Annotated in this window: 15 protein-coding genes; 11 read left to right on the top strand and 4 right to left on the bottom strand. The window is 40.9% G+C overall.

Translation table 11 applies throughout. The features are described 5' to 3' along the window. Positions 1–100 precede the first annotated feature (100 nt). The 6 genes from SY85_RS10110 (at position 101) to SY85_RS10085 (ending at position 7,986) form a co-directional block, all read left to right on the top strand. Positions 101–889, top strand: a complete 789-nt coding sequence (locus tag SY85_RS10110; protein ID WP_148661155.1) for a hypothetical protein — start codon at positions 101–103, stop codon at positions 887–889. Between the two features lie 355 nt (positions 890–1,244). After that, entirely contained in the window at positions 1,245–4,802 is a 3,558-nt protein-coding gene (locus SY85_RS10105; RefSeq protein WP_158512959.1) for a caspase family protein, read from the top strand. Between the two features lie 366 nt (positions 4,803–5,168). Next, entirely contained in the window at positions 5,169–5,612 is a 444-nt protein-coding gene (locus SY85_RS10100; RefSeq protein ID WP_066404124.1) for a thioredoxin family protein, read from the top strand. Next, positions 5,599–6,549, top strand: a complete 951-nt coding sequence (locus tag SY85_RS10095; protein WP_066404123.1) for an FAD:protein FMN transferase — start codon at positions 5,599–5,601, stop codon at positions 6,547–6,549. The genes SY85_RS10100 and SY85_RS10095 overlap by 14 nt, the downstream gene beginning before the upstream one ends. Continuing rightward, positions 6,550–6,774, top strand: a complete 225-nt coding sequence (locus tag SY85_RS10090; protein ID WP_066404119.1) for a DUF4266 domain-containing protein — start codon at positions 6,550–6,552, stop codon at positions 6,772–6,774. A 21-nt stretch (positions 6,775–6,795) separates the two neighbouring features. Continuing rightward, positions 6,796–7,986, top strand: coding sequence for a DUF3570 domain-containing protein (locus SY85_RS10085; protein WP_066404117.1), 1,191 nt, complete (start codon positions 6,796–6,798; stop codon positions 7,984–7,986). A 163-nt stretch (positions 7,987–8,149) separates the two neighbouring features. Here the strand turns inward: SY85_RS10085 and SY85_RS10080 are convergent, their stop codons facing one another. After that, the gene (locus SY85_RS10080; RefSeq protein ID WP_066404116.1) at positions 8,150–8,644 is read right to left on the bottom strand and encodes a DUF2231 domain-containing protein; all 495 of its coding nucleotides are present in this window, start codon (positions 8,642–8,644) and stop codon (positions 8,150–8,152) included. A gap of 248 nt (positions 8,645–8,892) precedes the next feature. Next, positions 8,893–9,486 (bottom strand): protoglobin domain-containing protein, encoded by a 594-nt coding sequence (locus tag SY85_RS10075; protein WP_066404112.1) that lies wholly within the window; start codon positions 9,484–9,486, stop codon positions 8,893–8,895. 121 nt (positions 9,487–9,607) lie between these two features. Between SY85_RS10075 and merTP the strand changes: the two genes are divergently transcribed. Both merTP and SY85_RS26155 read left to right on the top strand, forming a co-directional pair. Beyond that, the gene (merTP, locus tag SY85_RS10070) at positions 9,608–10,207 is read left to right on the top strand and encodes a mercuric transport protein MerTP (RefSeq protein ID WP_066404111.1); all 600 of its coding nucleotides are present in this window, start codon (positions 9,608–9,610) and stop codon (positions 10,205–10,207) included. Positions 10,208–10,210: 3 nt separating this feature from the next. Further along, positions 10,211–10,423, top strand: coding sequence for a GDCCVxC domain-containing (seleno)protein (locus SY85_RS26155; protein ID WP_071890974.1), 213 nt, complete (start codon positions 10,211–10,213; stop codon positions 10,421–10,423). A gap of 77 nt (positions 10,424–10,500) precedes the next feature. Here the strand turns inward: SY85_RS26155 and SY85_RS10065 are convergent, their stop codons facing one another. After that, positions 10,501–11,361, bottom strand: a complete 861-nt coding sequence (locus SY85_RS10065; RefSeq protein ID WP_066404110.1) for a c-type cytochrome — start codon at positions 11,359–11,361, stop codon at positions 10,501–10,503. A 456-nt stretch (positions 11,362–11,817) separates the two neighbouring features. Then, entirely contained in the window at positions 11,818–12,024 is a 207-nt protein-coding gene (locus SY85_RS10060; RefSeq protein ID WP_066404109.1) for a hypothetical protein, read from the bottom strand. 244 nt (positions 12,025–12,268) lie between these two features. On the opposite strand from SY85_RS10060, the gene SY85_RS10055 reads away from it, so the two are divergent. From SY85_RS10055 to SY85_RS10045, 3 genes are all read left to right on the top strand, one after another. Then, entirely contained in the window at positions 12,269–12,523 is a 255-nt protein-coding gene (locus tag SY85_RS10055) for a DUF4342 domain-containing protein (RefSeq protein WP_066404107.1), read from the top strand. Between the two features lie 471 nt (positions 12,524–12,994). Continuing rightward, positions 12,995–13,888 carry a LysR family transcriptional regulator gene (locus tag SY85_RS10050; protein ID WP_066409578.1) on the top strand — a complete coding sequence of 298 codons (894 nt, stop codon included), beginning with the start codon at positions 12,995–12,997 and terminating at the stop codon, positions 13,886–13,888. Between the two features lie 72 nt (positions 13,889–13,960). Further along, positions 13,961–14,950 carry a YeiH family protein gene (locus SY85_RS10045; protein WP_066404105.1) on the top strand — a complete coding sequence of 330 codons (990 nt, stop codon included), beginning with the start codon at positions 13,961–13,963 and terminating at the stop codon, positions 14,948–14,950. Positions 14,951–15,120 lie beyond the last annotated feature (170 nt).

The following is a 15,120-nucleotide window of genomic DNA, read 5'->3' as shown; positions in this document are numbered from 1 at the left end:
GCCATTGACGCCAGTTTCTTGGTACCTATTCTCGAGTGCTAGTTTGTTTGGATGTTTAAACGTTAAAGTCTATTTTTCTTCTTTGAAAATGGTTTTGTTTATGCAGCTGGCGTTTGTACTACCCCTTGTATTACTATTGTTTTTAGGCAGCCAAGGCTATGGCCAAGTGCGCGACTTTAAGCAGACAAAGAATTTTATAAGTGAAAAACTGCATTGCTGTTCGGTGCCGTTTACCCCGTCTGATCCTTCTAGAAAAGTAGTTGCCGTTGATATCGATCAAGATGGTTCCGTTGCCTTATTCTATTCATCCGATATGGTGCCGCAAACTTTCAATTTGTTTGACTTGTATAAGGAAAGTGATACGTCCACGGGTATTCAACTTTATAAGGATGCCAAATTTGTGCAGTTTCATTTAAGCCCGGAGCGTACGCGGGTGATCTCTTTTGCCACACACAACGAGGCAAAAGAAGTTTACAACGCTTTCCTGGATCTATTACGGTTGTGCATAAAGGATACTGTTTCCTTTGCCGGTTTAAACTTTCACCAAACGATTGAAATGATCAATGGTCGCGTGGAAAAATGGAGCTGGGGATTTACACAAGTAGTTACTGCTTCCGCAGATGGTAGTGTAGTATTGGTTCGTGGTGGTAGCCCTGACTTTCGGTTCAACTTGTTGGACCTGAAGGATCCCTATTATAAAGAAGGCATGGTAAAGAATGGTATTGAGGCAGTAACCTGTACCTATGGCACAGTGGCGCCAGCTAGTTGGATCAATTTTTATAAGGGCGATCAATCGGTGGGTTTTCTTAAATTAGACTGCGCGCCAGAGTCGCAGATGAAAATATTGCTTGAGGCTTTGCTACACCTGCAATCCTTGTGTAAGCGATAGTAGGTAATCAGTTTTTTTAATCCTCGCCCAATGTAAATCAAAAGAGTGTTTCTTAGGTATTGCACTGCAGATCCGTCTCTTTGCATGCTTATCCAGATCTTCTTTTGCAATCTAGTGCCAGCGGCTATTTTGTGATACCTCTGGCCAAATTGCATGTCATGCCACTGTTTCACGCCATTAGGAATGTCAAAAACGACTTTATTGTTTGCATTTTATAAGAAGGTGCTTTTTGTAAAAGAATCCATACATTGGCACGGAAATACTTAAAGTTGTCCCATCTGCGTCCAGTCCCTGCCTACATACCATGTCAAACTTAGAAGACTCGGCTGGGATAAGCAAGTTATTGATATTGTTTATGAGAAATGTACTTACGTTATTTGTCGTTTTTTCCTTTCTTTTTTCTGCTGCTCAGGGGCCTATGGACTTAAAATTTCCGGTGACTCCCAAAGGTTTTTATGCAACGGTGGAGTTTAGTAATGATGGAAAGCTCATTTTGTTTTCTGAGCACCAAAGAACGTATTTGGTTGACGCAGTTACTTACCGTACTGTCTATGATTTTAAGAATACCACTAAAAGCACGTTTAGCCCAGATGGCAAATACATTTTGATAACCTATAGTGATAAGATAGAGGTTTGGGATATTGCTTCCCAAGCTTTCATGTATTCTACTCGTGTCAATAGTTCCGGTTTAACGGAAGCGGTTTTATCAGCTGATAGTAAATACCTGGTTATGATTGTTCCTAAAAACTCCTGGCCTGTCCAATATGAATTGGTTACAATTGACCTTTCTGCTAAAAAGGAGCTTCAAAGAACAGAGATCATAAACCCTAATCTAAAAATCTGTAATACGGCAACATTTAACAGGATAGCTACATTTGGCCTTGCCAGCAAAGCCACCATTCACAATTTGCAAGACGGCAGCCCGCTTTTTACAATTGACTTAGGGGACGAAACAATCAATACGCTGGAGTTTAGTCCGGATGATAAATGGATAGTAATAGCTACTACCGGTGGAAAGATCAATATCTATGATAGTAAAAACGGAAACTTAACGCAAGTAATAAAAGCGCATAAGTCATCAGCAACAAGTGCATCCTTTTCAAATGATGGAAAAAGCATTGTATCCTCTTCTTTAGACAGCACCATTAAAATTTGGAAAGCTGGCACAGGAAAGCTGCAAAAAGAATTTAAGGAAGAAGAGGCTGTTTCTAAGGTGTACTTTAGTCCGAAGGATAATTATGTAATTGCTTCTATGAATTACAACTGGCTTAACATAAGGAATGTGGCCACAGGAAAAAAGCATAATCCTGACTTGCTTTCAATAATGGCATACTATAGCGGTCCAAAATCAATCTCTCCTGATGAACAGTTATATTATACGCAATCAAAAATTCTAAAGCTTTCAAATGCAGAAACAGTGCATGAGTTTCAAGAGGAAATTTCTGCTTTAAATACAGTGGAAACAAGCCCCAACGGCAGGTATATAGCAACTATTAAAGGGCTTCATAGTAGTATCAATATTTGGGATATGTACACTGGTAAAATGGTGGGTGATTTTGGCTTCCCTGATAGTTCGCGATACGTTATGTTCGCCCAGGATTTGAAGTTTTCGGGTGATAGTAAAAGTCTTTTTATAGGTTGGAATAATGGTGATTTGTGGCAATGGGATCTGGAAGGTGCAAAGGTTACTAAAGCTGTGAAAGCGCCCACCGGCTTAGGTAAACTGGAAGTAAACAGAAGTCGTAAACAGCTACTTTGCCTATCGGATTCAGTACTTACAGCAATCGATGCTAATTCACTCAAGGAGTTATTCCGGTTTAGTGCAGATAGCTTCCGGTTTTTCACTTTAGATCCTGCTATCTATAGTCCAGATGAAAGCCTGCTGCTGTTAAATGGTGCTACCAAAATAATGGTTGTTGATTCAAGAACCGGTCAATTGATCCAGACAATTAAGAAAGAGCGTCAAGTAGCCACGCCTTTGATTACCCCTGATAATAAAAAGCTGGTGGTAGTATATGATGATCCTAGCTCTTATGTATATGACCTGCAAACTGGCCGGCAACTAATGGAGCTTAAGCATGTGTGGAACAGTTCTCAAAATGCAGCTGAATTCTTAGCTCAGGGCGCAAAGATTGACCCGGCAGGGACCTACCTCCAGGTTTTTGCAGTAGATAAAATTGTTGACAACAGAAACTATCTTCAGTTCTGGGATTTGTCAACGGGAAAAAAAGTTCAATCTGTTCCTTTTCCTTCATTTACATCATTGTATGATGGCTCTTCTTTCTATCTTACAAGCACAGCAGATTCCATCCGGTTACATGATCATAATAGTCTAAAAGTACTGGCTACAGTGGCGGGAGAAAAAATGCAGGTAGATTCGTTAAACAAACGGATTATCGTTCAGACTGAATATGCCGTTGAATTCTATTCTTATGATTTGAAAAAACAGCTGGCAATAGCTTCTTTTGGTAAAGGTGGCCTAACTGAAAGATTTATTTCATCAGGAGGTATAATTGTTCTTCCAAACAATTATTATAAAGCAGATCCAGATGCTGTAAGTAAAATACATTTTCAGAAAGGTTTAAGTGTATTTGCAGTTAATCAACTTGATGTTGAACTGAATAGGCCAGACAAAGTATTACAGGTATTAGGTTCAAATGACACAAGCCTGATTACGGCTTATAAGAATGCTTATGAGAAACGTAAAAAGAAGCTTGCCCTCTCAGATGATGTATATGCGCATAACAGCACTGTTCCCGTTGCGGAAATTGTTAATAGATATAAGATCCCTTCTGAACAATTGGAAAAGACCATTCAGCTTAACATTTATGCTGCAGACAGTACTGTTGGTTTGGATAGGTATAATGTATGGGTGAACGAAGTCCCTTTGTTTGGAGTTAAGGGAGCTGCCATATCTAAGGCAAAAGCGAAGAAATTTGAATCTACGCTTACCGTTCCCCTGTCTAATGGAACGAACCGAATTGAGTTTGCCGTTATCAATAAAGCAGGGAAAGAAAGTTACAGGCAACCTGTGAGTGTGTATCAAGGATCAAAGAAAACTCTTGAGCAAACACATGGCTACCAGGCTTATGATCCTAAAGCGACAAAAGAGGGTACAGTCTATTTCATTGGTATTGGTATCGATAAATTTAAAGAGGCTGAACATAATTTACAGTGGAGCGTTAAAGACGTCCGGGATCTTGCAGAAAATCTATCTACGATGTATTATAATTACAATTTTGTGGTGGATACCCTGTTTAATGAAAATGTAACTGTTGCCAATATCACCTCACTTAAAAATCGCTTGCAGAACACAACTGTGAATGACAGAGTAGTCCTTTCCTATTCTGGTCATGGTTTGTTAAGCAAGGACTATGATTATTACCTCTCTAGTTATAATGTAAATTTTCAAAAGCCTGAAGAGGGTGGACTGCCTTATGATGTACTTGAATCCTTATTGGATTCAATACCTGCACGAAAAAAGCTAATGCTCATTGATGCCTGCCATTCTGGTGAAGTGGACAAGGAAGAACTACAGAAGATTGCCCAAGTAAATAATGAAGCCGAGAAAACAAACGGTGCGAAAGGAGGTACTCCGTTGGTATTAGAGACTAAAAAGACAGGCATGAAAAGCTCTTTCGAACTGATGCAGGAACTCTTTGTTAATGTAGGTCGAAGCACGGGAGCTACTATCATTTCAGCAGCTGCAGGAACGCAGTTTGCCCTTGAAAGAAACGATTTGCAAAACGGGGTTTTTACCTACTCCATCCTTGAGTTTATGAAAAGCCATTCCAGTGCCACGGTGGGAGAATTAAAACGGTATGTGAACAAAAGAGTTCCAGAACTAACCAAAGGGCTACAAGTGCCTACAGCAAGAGCGGAAACAAAGACTTCTGATTGGAATATCTGGTAATAATAAACAGTGTTAGCTGTAAGTGATCCAATTTTACTGGGAGCTAAGCTTTGATATGCATGGCTAGATTGCTATGGTTTTCTCCTCTTTTAAAAACGTATTACCGATTTTGGTACAAGGCAATTTTTGTAAATCAATTAGAACAGCATGCGCAATCGTATATTCCTTTGAAAGGAATACTAAAGTGTTTTAACACTTGGGGTCGGTAACTAACGTCAACAAGAAAGTGTAAAGGAAACACAAAGGATCTGTTAAAAGAAAAAAAATAGTTTAAGCTTCAGCTATACAAATTGCCTGTTTACCGACAAATTCATAGGGGCGCATAATAGTGGCTTATTTTTAGACGTTCCTAGTAAAACCAGTAGTATGAAGCTTTTAGTCGCCTCCTTTGCTTTATTTAGTTGGCTATTTAACCCGGTATGGTTTACAGATGTGAATAAGGCAAAAGAAGAAGCCGTACAAACTGGCAGGCCGATCCTGATTAGTTTTTCTGGTTCTGACTGGTGTGTTCCATGTATTCGCATGCATAAAGAGATTTTTGAAGCTGAGCCATTTACAAAATATGCTGAGAACAATCTTGTATTGGTAAACGCCGATTTTCCCCGGTCTAAAAAACACCAATTGTCTGCGGCTCAGCAGCAATTAAACAATGCCTTAGCTGATCGTTATAATCCTAAAGGTATATTCCCGTATACCATTTTGATTGACCCAACCGGCAAAGTGTTAAATCAATGGGAAGGGTATCCAGATGAAAGTGCCGAGAAGTTTGTAGCCGAGCTTAACTCAATTAAATCAAATGGTAATCACTGATCTTCTGACTAAGCCAGAGCTATATAAGCGTATCGTAAAACTAATGGGCAACCGGTTTGAAATTACGGTCGTTGCTCAAGATGAAACATGGGCTAATGAGTGTATTGACGCTGCTGTTTTTGAGATTAGTCGCATAGAGCAATTACTGACAACCTTTAATGTAACCAGCCAAACGGCACAAATTAATGAAGCTGCAGGTATAAAGTCTGTAAAGGTAGATAAGGAAGTTTTTGATCTTATTCAGCGATCATTGCGCATTTCTTCACTGACACAAGGAGCCTTTGACATAACCTATGGTTCTATTGATAAAAGCCTGTGGAACTTTGATGTGCACATGTCTGCGCTGCCCGATCCTGAAACAGCAAGGACGGCCGTTCGTTTAATTAACTATCGCAATGTGGTATTGAATGAAGCGCAGTGTTCTGTTTTCCTGAAAGAAAAAGGAGTGCGTATAGGATTTGGCGGTATTGGTAAGGGGTATGCTGCTGATCGGGCCAAACTTGTATTGCAGCAGAAAGGAGTGGCGAGTGGTGTTGTAAATGCAGCTGGCGACTTGATCACCTGGGGGAGTCAGCCAAACGGCAAGCCCTGGACTGTAGGCATTGCGGATCCGTACATTAGGTTTCAACCATTTTCTTACTTGGAAATAAGTAATAAAGCCATTGCTACTTCTGGTAATTATGAGAAGTATGCTATTATTGACGGAAAGAAATACTCGCATACAATTGACCCTAAGACGGGGTACCCTGTTACTGGTATAAAAAGTGTGACTATCATTTGCCCAAGTGCTGAATTGGCCGATGCCATGGCAACCCCTGTTTTAGTAATGGGAGTCAAGGCAGGGTTAGATATGATCAACCAGATTAAAGGAATGGCTTGTATTATCATCGATGATGCAGACCGCCTTTATACCTCAAACAATATTAAAATAAGTTAAATGAAGAAAGGATTCCTTCTAACGTTAATGAGTAGTGGATTAGTGGTGCTTTTGATTGTTTCCTGCGCTTCGGTAAAAGAATATCAAAAGAACAAGTTGAATGATACTGAAATGGAACTGTCTGCCCGAAAAGTGCAGAAGTTTGAATTGAATTTTCAAGGGTACCGCGAAGGTGCTTCTGGTGCAAATGGTGGAAAGAGTGGCGGCGGATGCGGCTGCAATTAATAACGTATTTCAAGGAAAACTATGAGGAAACTTTCTTTAGCGGTTATTGGCATGTACATCAGTGTGCTTAGCGCCTATTCACAAAGCACATCGGCAGGCGATAGTTCCCACTATAAAAGTAAAAAACTAAACCTGGATGAAGTAAACCTGGTTACAGGCTATTACCAACAAACGGGGGATCATTCGGCTGTTACTGGTGGTGTTGGTACAGAGGCATTAAATGATATTGCTACCACCATTGAGTTAAGACTTTATAAATATGATCGTAAGCAGCGCCGGCATAATTTTAATCTGGAGCTGGGAGTAGATCATTATACTTCAGCCTCCTCCGATAAAATAGATCCTTATACGATATCATCTCCTTCGCATAGTGATACACGGGTTTACCCTTCCATTGGATGGACTGTTCAAAACGAGGAGAAAAAAACAACCTTTGGTTTAACGGGTTCTCTGTCCAACGAGTTTGATTACCAGTCTTATGGTTTAGGGGCTAGTTTCACTAAAGCATCAAAAGATAATAACCGAGAGTTTTCTGCACGTGCGCAAGCTTATTTTGATACCTGGAAAGTTATCTATCCTATTGAATTAAGAGGAGGGGCAGAACATAATGAAGAAAGCTCACCACGCAACTCTTTTAGTGCGTCTCTTTCGCTGGCGCAAGTAGTCAATACCAACCTGCAACTCCTGCTTGTAACGGAGCCTACCTATCAAAATGGTCTGTTGGCTACTAAATACCAACGTGTTTATTTTACCAATAGCGATGTAAAAGCAGAAACTTTACCTAATAGCCGGGTTAAGATCCCTCTAGGCGTCCGGGCCAATTATTTCTTGGGAGATCGCTTTATTGTGCGCTCTTTTTACCGCTATTATCAAGACGACTGGGGAGTAAAGGCACATACGCTGGACTTGGAAACGCCTATAAAGCTTACACCTTTTGCTTCCTTAACGCCATTTTACCGTTACTATACACAAGCTGCAGCAGACTATTTTGCACCTTATGCACAACATACGCCTGCTGAAGCTTTTTATACAAGTGACTATGATTTGTCGAAGTTTCATAGCCAGTTCTTTGGAGCAGGTATACGTTTGGTGCCACTGAAGGGTGTACTCGGTATTGCCAAGTGGAATAGTGTAGAATTGAAATATGGTCATTACATACGTAGCAACAACTTGCAATCAAATCAGCTATCGCTGCATATTAAAGTGAAATAGGAATGTGTAAGTGCAGCTATTCTTTTTCAAATTGCTAAGAAAGAGGTATAATTTCTGTGAGGGCTTTTGTGAAGGGAATATAGATTCCTATCAGTTGTTGACACGCTTTAAGGCTTAGAATCGGTAATTAACGGACACTACAAGGGCGGGAATTAAAGTTTCTCTAATTATCGTCATTTCTTGTTTCATGTGTACTGTCACTCGCCGCAGCGGGTGTAAACCCTGAACGCAATTCGGTATGCCGCACCTGCCCGCCCAGATGAGCAGTGTACACTAACACACCGGCAGATACCAGGGTCGCCAACAATACCAATGGGGGCATAAGCCTGCCAATTGCCATTTTTATGGGGAAAGCCAAGCCCAAAAAAGCAAGTAAACCTGCAGTGGATGCTGCAACAAGAGCCCACATGCCCATTTCTTCGTGTGCTTCAATAATTGATTTAGAAACACCTGGCAGGCGTTCTACAATTTCTTCTGCACCTTCACCGGTTTGGTAAACAGGAATGGCAATCAATCCTCCAATCAGCAGTATCCAAAAGGCGGTTTGGATTAGTGTGTTGTTTTTTTGATACATGGCTATAGCTAGTAACACCAGACCAACTAGTGATAGAATGACAGGGACGTGTGTGAGCGCTAAATGAATTTGGGCTGAATTCATAGAACAATATTAAACTTAAATCTATTGTCGTTTGTATTACAGGCATATAGCAAATGCCACAGTTGAAATTTGTTTCCGGCTATAAATTCCTCCAAAACGATAAAGGTTACCTTATAAGGACGGCACTAATATGCCTGGCCATAATGCAAAGGCTGCAGGTTTGCGCCGGAAAAGATGGGCGTAAAAAAGTAAAACAGTCTCCTGTTTCATGTCTCTCGCTTGGCAACTACCGGACAGATGGCCACATTTCAGAATTCATTGGTATGCACATAGGGGTAAGTCCACAGAACCGCTGTCAGCGTCACCGCCTTGAACCAGGCATTGTACATTTTCTCCACTGTCTCGGTATCGTGTTCTTTTTTGCCTAAAAATGACTTAATGGTAGCCGTTATAGGATAAATAAAAGCTACTATGTAGCGGTGGTTAATGATAGGTACACTGTTAACACCGTCGGTCTGGTTCTTTTTGGCGCTGTGGTGGCGGAGAGCGATCTCGTGCTGATAATTCAGCCAGTCTTGATCAAAGGGCCTGGTGCAGAGATCTATGATCCACTGTCCAAAGCGATCTCTTACAGCGGCCAGGTAGTCGAGGTCGGGCTGACCATTTGTGGTGAAATAGCGTAATAGGTGTTCGTTACTGCCTACAAAGCTGTACCACAGGTTCAGCACAGCATCTACTTGGTCGCGGAGCACTTCGCCGGCCAGACGCAAGTACTGTTCGTCCTCACTGGAAAAGAGGACTGTCTTTTTGAGCAATTCCAGATCATTGAGCGTGAAAGGTGAAGGCGCAACTTCTCCATAAGTATAGCCCTTGATCTGTTCTTTTGTCTTGGTGTGTTCCATGGTAATGAAGGTTTGGGTGAACAATATATAGGGGGATCAGTCTTACCTAAGTTACGCAATTAGCCTTGTACCACACTTGATGGGGCTTGGGGAATATGGGTAGTACCGTTACTTTTGTGTTATGGTCAGAAACAAGTCGGCATCTCTCGGTCTATTGAGCTCGCTTGCTGCATCCTTGTGTTGTTTTACACCCCTGGTGGCGGCATTAGGTGGCGTATCGGGAGTGGCGTCTACCTTCTCCTGGATCGAACCCGCTCGGCCCTATCTTATTGGTAGTTCTGTTTTATTGCTTGGACTAGCTTGGTTCCAGAGACTGCGCCCTGTAAAGCGTGATGACTGCGGTTGTGAGGTGTCTAAAAAACAGAGTATCCTCCAGTCAAATGGATTCCTTGCTGTTGTAACTGTTCTTGCCGTGTTGTTAATGACATTCCCTTCCTATGCCCATGTGTTTTATGCGAAAAAGAAACCTGTAGAAGCAGTCGCCACTACGCCAACTGCTTCATTAAAAGAAGTGGAGTTTGCTGTGAAAGGAATGGGCTGTGCAAGCTGTGAACCGGAAGTGGAATCTGCTGTTGGAAAACTCGCTGGCATACAAAATGTAAAAGCATCTGCAGTTAAGAAGAACACAGTGGTTCAGTTTGATCCAACAAAGACCACTATAGAAGATATCCGGAATGCAATTAACAGCACCGGGTACACTGTTCAAAACGTAAAACGGTAAACTATGGAAATTATTACAAGTTCCACGATCACCTGTCCTCACTGTGGGTTTCAAAAAGAAGAAGAGATGCCTATTGACGCTTGTCAATACTTCTACAAGTGTACCAACTGTGAAACAGTTCTAAAGCCAAAGACAGGTGACTGTTGCGTGTATTGCAGTTATGGTACGGTCAAGTGTCCACCTATTCAGATGAATAAATCTTGCTGTTCTAAATAAGCGATGAGAAGTCGTCTGTGCTAATGGTTAGGGACTCGTGTCAATGAAAGGAGAATGTAGTATGGATGCCGCATTCATTACAGCTTGTACATCTTCATTTGTTTTAGGTAGCTGATAATATCCCTAAAATCAGCATCACTCAATTTTGTTATTGGCGGCATACGACTATTATAGCGATAGCTTTTTGGATCTTTTGCAAAGTTGATGATATCATCTTCCTTCCAATACTCTGTAATATTTTTCGGGCCATTAAATTCAGGCCCCATAGTGCCTCCAATTTGATTAATGGAGTGACACCGGATGCAGGTGTTTGTGAATAGATCAAAACCCTTCATCACACTTTGGTTGCCGGTAGGTAGAATGGCATTATACACCTCATTGATTTCTGTTAGCGTTAACTTAGTTAAACCAAAGGGCCATACATAACTCGCATCATCTTTTGGTAGGTTTTTCCAAACCAGGTAGTAAGGACTAAACTTTCCGATCAGTGAGTCATTCCAGTTCTTTGCATTTTTTTCGTCCAAATCTTTAAAGACGATGTAGCCATTTCTGGTACTAACTACTTTTGAAATATCCATAAATGGCGCATACCCATCTTTACATTCAAAAAATACTAGCTTATTCGTTGTGTCTAAGCCATACTTCTTGATGGCCAAGGCAATTACATCATTTATCAGAAAACCCTTGTATTTTTTCTTAGTATTGAAATAGGGGTCATAATCAATATCCACTATTATCGAACTCAGGCTATCCTTGCCATGTAGTAGGTTGTATAAGTCGATCTCTGCTTCATTACCATCTATCTTTTCTTTTGTATCTATTGGTGTACTTTTCTCAACGCTATTGTTCGTATTTTCTTTACACCTTGCTATAGAAAGTGTTAAAGCCATCAGTAAAATAATATTGGCCAGTATGGTCTGTCGGATAAATCGTTTCATGTTAAGCTGATACTATTGGTAATAAGTTTAGGTATGCCAAGGGTTAATATCTTGTCAAAAGCTCTAATAGAGGTGTTGTAATGCACTTTTTCGTTTTGCTATAGTTTTGGTATTCGCTTCCTGTATTTAAAGCAACGGCTGTATTTATGGGGTAAGAACTAACAGAAATGTAAACGCTTTATTGTTATTGCTGAATGTTATGACCAGGTATCTAAAATTAATAGATACAGAAAGAATTGCAAAGTGTTAGTAGGGCGGGAGAGAAGTAGGTCATGCAATGATGAGCTGCTGCGGGTAAGGGCCCCCAGCCTAAAGGCTAAAGTCAGTGAAGTATTATTAATTATTCTTTGCAAGCTTTGGCTAGTAAAGGGTACACTTGGCAATTCCTCTCTTACTAGGTACGCTGTGTCCCAGTAGGAATCCAAGCACAAATAAGTCCTTCTCTGTTTATCATCATCAATTAATCACGCCAAGTTCTTTGGCCTTCTTCACTAAGTCAACATGTTTTTCAATAACTACGTTGTGGTCAAAATCGATGATGTAGTAATCGCCCAGGTCGTTATGCCATTTGCCTTGTTTTGTCTTGCGCACCATTTCATGTTTTTGGGCAAGCAGTCCATTGATGCGTTGCACTAAAGCACCTTTTGATATGTGAGTAGCCATGGCTGATTTTTTTCACCGTGATAATCTAATCAGCTAAAAAATTATGCCTGAGGCTACTGATTTAACTACAATAGCCCTTCCTTACTGGGGCTGAATCATAAATGAGTGCAAATGATAAATACAGGTGATTGATAGTGAGTGGTTTGGCACAATTTGGCCATGGGTTTCTTTTTTAACTGACAACCATCATTCTTAAAATCGAACCACATCCATAGCTTTATTGTTAAAACAGGGAGGCGTGTTTATGGCTACCAATGCAAAAGATTATTTTACTACAACCGGTGAAAATCTGGTGAACAAAGTAAAAGAACTGATTAAAGAAGGAAATGTCAGAAAAGTTACCATTCTTGACCACGAAGGCAAAGAGCTAATGTCTTTTCCACTGACTATTGGTGTAGTAGGCACTGTTTTGGCACCCGTTTTAGCAGCCATAGGCGCAATGGCTGCACTGATTGGTGAATGCAGTATCAAGGTAGAAAGAACAGATAAAGTCGTTTGAAAAACTGACGCTTTTAGCAATGCCCTACCTATTCTACGCCGTTATTAAAGTTTCTTCTAAGATTTAAGTGGTGTGACTTGGTTGCAAACCAATGGTCCTTTACGGAGACTGCAGCGAAGATGCCGTTGCGGATTAAAAAGCCCAGCCTCCTCTCCATTAGTACCACAGGATTGTGCGTCTATCCGGATAAACAATGTGCAAGCGGGATCAGACGTCAACTGACGTCCTATTTAAATACAGGATAGATAAAAAAGCGGGTGTGTGTTAAAGATCATTAACAACTAAGGGTTTTTGTTATGTCCCATTTTAATGTGGTTCGTGTTCCCGCACGTTATTTTATGAAACGCTCAATAGTTGCAGCCCAATAAAGATCCTCCTATTCCAATAGCTTAATTGAGGCTGGCAAAGAAAGAGCGTTGCATCAATCATCATTTGCTTTTTGATTTATGGAAGATCTTTAACTTTCCGGCCATGTTCGATTTTCGTTTACAAGTGTTTTATACGGTAGCCAAACGGTTAAGCTTCACCAAGGCCGCAGAAGAATTATATATTACGCAACCGGCTGTTACCAAACATATACATGAACTGGAGCACCAGTTTAAGCTCAAGCTCTTTGAACGCAATGGCAATAAAATAGCTATGACTGCTGCCGGAAAGATCTTGTTGAAACACACCGAGGAGCTACATGCCCTCTATCGTAACATGGAGTTTGAGATGAATGCCCTGGCACAAAAACACAGCGGTCGGCTACGCATTGGTGCAAGCACTACTGTCGCTCAATATGTGTTGCCGCCAATCCTGGCTTCTTTTCGTCAACGGTTCAATGAAGTGGTAATTACATTGACCAGTGGCAACACAGAACAAATAGAAAAGAGTTTATTGAACAATGAGATCGACATCGGCATTATTGAGGGGTCATCTAAAAACAAGTCTATACAATATCAACCCTATTCAAAAGATGAAATTGTACTAGTGACGAGTGTGGCTAATCCTGTGGTACGGAAAGAGGCGATTAAGATTGACGAATTAAAAACTCTTCCTCTTCTTTTGCGGGAACCCGGGTCCGGGACTTTAGAGGTAATTGCGAAAGCCTTAAAACTTGTGGGTATCAAGCTTTCCGACCTAAAGGTGGAAATGCAGCTAAATAGCAGCGAAAGCATGAAAGCCTATCTGTTCAATAGCTCATGTACAGCATTTCTATCTGTACATGCTGTATTCAAAGAATTGCAACTAGGAGAATTCCGAATTGTTGATATAAAGGGCTTATCTATTGAACGTCCGTTCTATATCATTCAACCACACGGACAGTCTTCTGCCCTTGGTCAGCTATTTATTCGTTTTGCTAATCAGTATAACTTAAAGTAATCTGCTATCACCAGTAGTGATTTGACTTCGGTTTCTGTTGTCAGGAGCTTTGTTTGTAAATACAAAGCAGGAATGGTAGATCGTATAGTGAAGGTCAAATTGCATCGCAATCCTCTGAAACCCTTTTTAGACCGCAGCGTAACCGCAAGAGAAGTTATTTTCTTATTGGCAGTTGTTTTCTGCCTATCTCCACTTATTTCAGCTCCCATAGCGCTACTTCTGGGCCTGGCAATTGGGCAGTTCATTGGTCATCCCTATCCCCATCTTAATCATAAAGTGACATCTATTTTGTTGCAGGCTTCCGTGGTAGGTTTGGGCTTTGGTATGGATGTGAATAGTGCGCTAAAAGCTGGTAAAGAGGGAGTGATGTTTACCCTAGTCTCTATTGTTGGTACCTTGTTGGTAGGTTTTGTATTGGGTAGATTATTGAAGATCGAAAAGAAAACATCTTTTCTCATTGCTACAGGTACAGCCATTTGCGGTGGTAGCGCCATAGCAGCTGTTTCTCCTGTTATCAAAGCAGAAGAAAAACAGATATCAGTGGCATTGGGAACCATTTTTATTTTAAATACCGTTGCCTTATTTCTCTTTCCTTTCATTGGCCACTTACTCAACTTGTCGCAAACACAATTTGGACTGTGGAGTGCTATCGCTATTCATGACACTAGTTCAGTGGTAGGGTCCGCCAGCAAATATGGCGAGCAAGCGTTGGCCGTAGCTACAACCGTAAAACTTACCAGAGCACTTTGGATTATCCCAGTAGCATTTTTGTCTACTTTTCTTTTCAGGAGCAAGGGAGGGAAAGTGAAGATTCCCTATTTCATTGGTTTGTTTGTGCTGGCCATGATAGCCAATACCTATATTCCTTTTTTACAATCTAATAGCCATTACCTGACTGGCTTTGCAAAGGCTGGCCTTACACTAACACTCTTTCTCATTGGCTGCGGCTTAAACAGTAAGATGCTGCAATCCGTTGGTATGAAGCCCTTGATACAAGGCGTTGTGTTGTGGATACTAATTTCCGCAGTAGCACTTTGGGCCGTAATGAGTTTGGCAGGCTAATTCTGGCTTCTAAAGAGAGCGCTTCGCGCTATATGGTTTCGCACAGAGAAAAGGAGGAAAGGAGGACCGCGGATTAGTGGGATTTAGAATGGATTAAATGGATTTAGAAGAATGGTTGATTTGAGGATGGTTGATTTTAGTGGACAGGTTTACAAGTTGATAAGTTGACA

This window comes from Flavisolibacter tropicus (assembly GCF_001644645.1).
GTDB lineage: Bacteria > Bacteroidota > Bacteroidia > Chitinophagales > Chitinophagaceae > Flavisolibacter > Flavisolibacter tropicus.
This window is presented reverse-complemented; position numbering and strand designations above follow the sequence as displayed.

What these genes read in the sequence shown, in the direction of transcription:
- SY85_RS10110 (WP_148661155.1), top strand. Translation starts at nt 101, where the DNA reads ATGCAGCTGGCGTTTGTACTACCCCTTGTATTACTATTGTTTTTAGGC.
- SY85_RS10105 (WP_158512959.1), top strand. Translation starts at nt 1,245, where the DNA reads ATGAGAAATGTACTTACGTTATTTGTCGTTTTTTCCTTTCTTTTTTCT.
- SY85_RS10100 (WP_066404124.1), top strand. Translation starts at nt 5,169, where the DNA reads ATGAAGCTTTTAGTCGCCTCCTTTGCTTTATTTAGTTGGCTATTTAAC.
- SY85_RS10095 (WP_066404123.1), top strand. Translation starts at nt 5,599, where the DNA reads ATGGTAATCACTGATCTTCTGACTAAGCCAGAGCTATATAAGCGTATC.
- SY85_RS10090 (WP_066404119.1), top strand. Translation starts at nt 6,550, where the DNA reads ATGAAGAAAGGATTCCTTCTAACGTTAATGAGTAGTGGATTAGTGGTG.
- SY85_RS10085 (WP_066404117.1), top strand. Translation starts at nt 6,796, where the DNA reads ATGAGGAAACTTTCTTTAGCGGTTATTGGCATGTACATCAGTGTGCTT.
- SY85_RS10080 (WP_066404116.1), bottom strand. Translation starts at nt 8,644, where the DNA reads ATGAATTCAGCCCAAATTCATTTAGCGCTCACACACGTCCCTGTCATT.
- SY85_RS10075 (WP_066404112.1), bottom strand. Translation starts at nt 9,486, where the DNA reads ATGGAACACACCAAGACAAAAGAACAGATCAAGGGCTATACTTATGGA.
- merTP (WP_066404111.1), top strand. Translation starts at nt 9,608, where the DNA reads ATGGTCAGAAACAAGTCGGCATCTCTCGGTCTATTGAGCTCGCTTGCT.
- SY85_RS26155 (WP_071890974.1), top strand. Translation starts at nt 10,211, where the DNA reads ATGGAAATTATTACAAGTTCCACGATCACCTGTCCTCACTGTGGGTTT.
- SY85_RS10065 (WP_066404110.1), bottom strand. Translation starts at nt 11,361, where the DNA reads ATGAAACGATTTATCCGACAGACCATACTGGCCAATATTATTTTACTG.
- SY85_RS10060 (WP_066404109.1), bottom strand. Translation starts at nt 12,024, where the DNA reads ATGGCTACTCACATATCAAAAGGTGCTTTAGTGCAACGCATCAATGGA.
- SY85_RS10055 (WP_066404107.1), top strand. Translation starts at nt 12,269, where the DNA reads ATGGCTACCAATGCAAAAGATTATTTTACTACAACCGGTGAAAATCTG.
- SY85_RS10050 (WP_066409578.1), top strand. Translation starts at nt 12,995, where the DNA reads ATGTTCGATTTTCGTTTACAAGTGTTTTATACGGTAGCCAAACGGTTA.
- SY85_RS10045 (WP_066404105.1), top strand. Translation starts at nt 13,961, where the DNA reads ATGGTAGATCGTATAGTGAAGGTCAAATTGCATCGCAATCCTCTGAAA.